Source organism: Photorhabdus sp. RW14-46 (genome assembly GCF_963887965.1).
In the GTDB taxonomy this organism is placed as follows: domain Bacteria; phylum Pseudomonadota; class Gammaproteobacteria; order Enterobacterales; family Enterobacteriaceae; genus Photorhabdus; species Photorhabdus laumondii.
In genome coordinates this window covers 1-441 of the sequence record NZ_CAWPHH010000129.1, presented here as the reverse complement: position 1 = coordinate 441, position 441 = coordinate 1, and the positions used below count along the sequence as shown (strand labels likewise).

At 49.2% G+C, this 441-nt stretch carries 1 tRNA gene and 1 rRNA gene; both read right to left on the bottom strand.

Going from position 1 to position 441, the window contains the following annotated elements:
• Positions 1-202 precede the first annotated feature (202 nt).
• Positions 203-278 (bottom strand) — tRNA-Glu (locus AACQ38_RS23890).
• A gap of 82 nt (positions 279-360) precedes the next feature.
• A 16S ribosomal RNA gene (locus AACQ38_RS23885) occupies positions 361-441 on the bottom strand; the annotation flags it as partial.

Genomic DNA, 441 nt, shown 5'->3' with positions numbered 1-441 from the left:
CTTAGTCGCTTAACCTCACAACCCGAAACTGTCTCGGACTGTTCAGCTTGAGAGACACCTCAACAATACCTCGGCGATATTATTGAGTATTTCAATTTTTCAGCTTGTTCCAGATTGTTAAAGAGCATCTATCGCTAAACAGATTCACCTAAATCCGCTTAAAGATAACCTGACAACGCCTTTCACCCGTCATCCCGCAATATGGCGTCCCCTAGGGGATTCGAACCCCTGTTACCGCCGTGAAAGGGCGGTGTCCTAGGCCTCTAGACGAAGGGGACCCGCAGGTCAGCTTCGCAGACTCATTTGCACTCTATTTTCATCAGACAATCTGTGTGAGCACTGCACTCAACCTATCTCAGGTAAGGAGGTGATCCAACCGCAGGTTCCCCTACGGTTACCTTGTTACGACTTCACCCCAGTCATGAGCCACAAAGTGGTCAG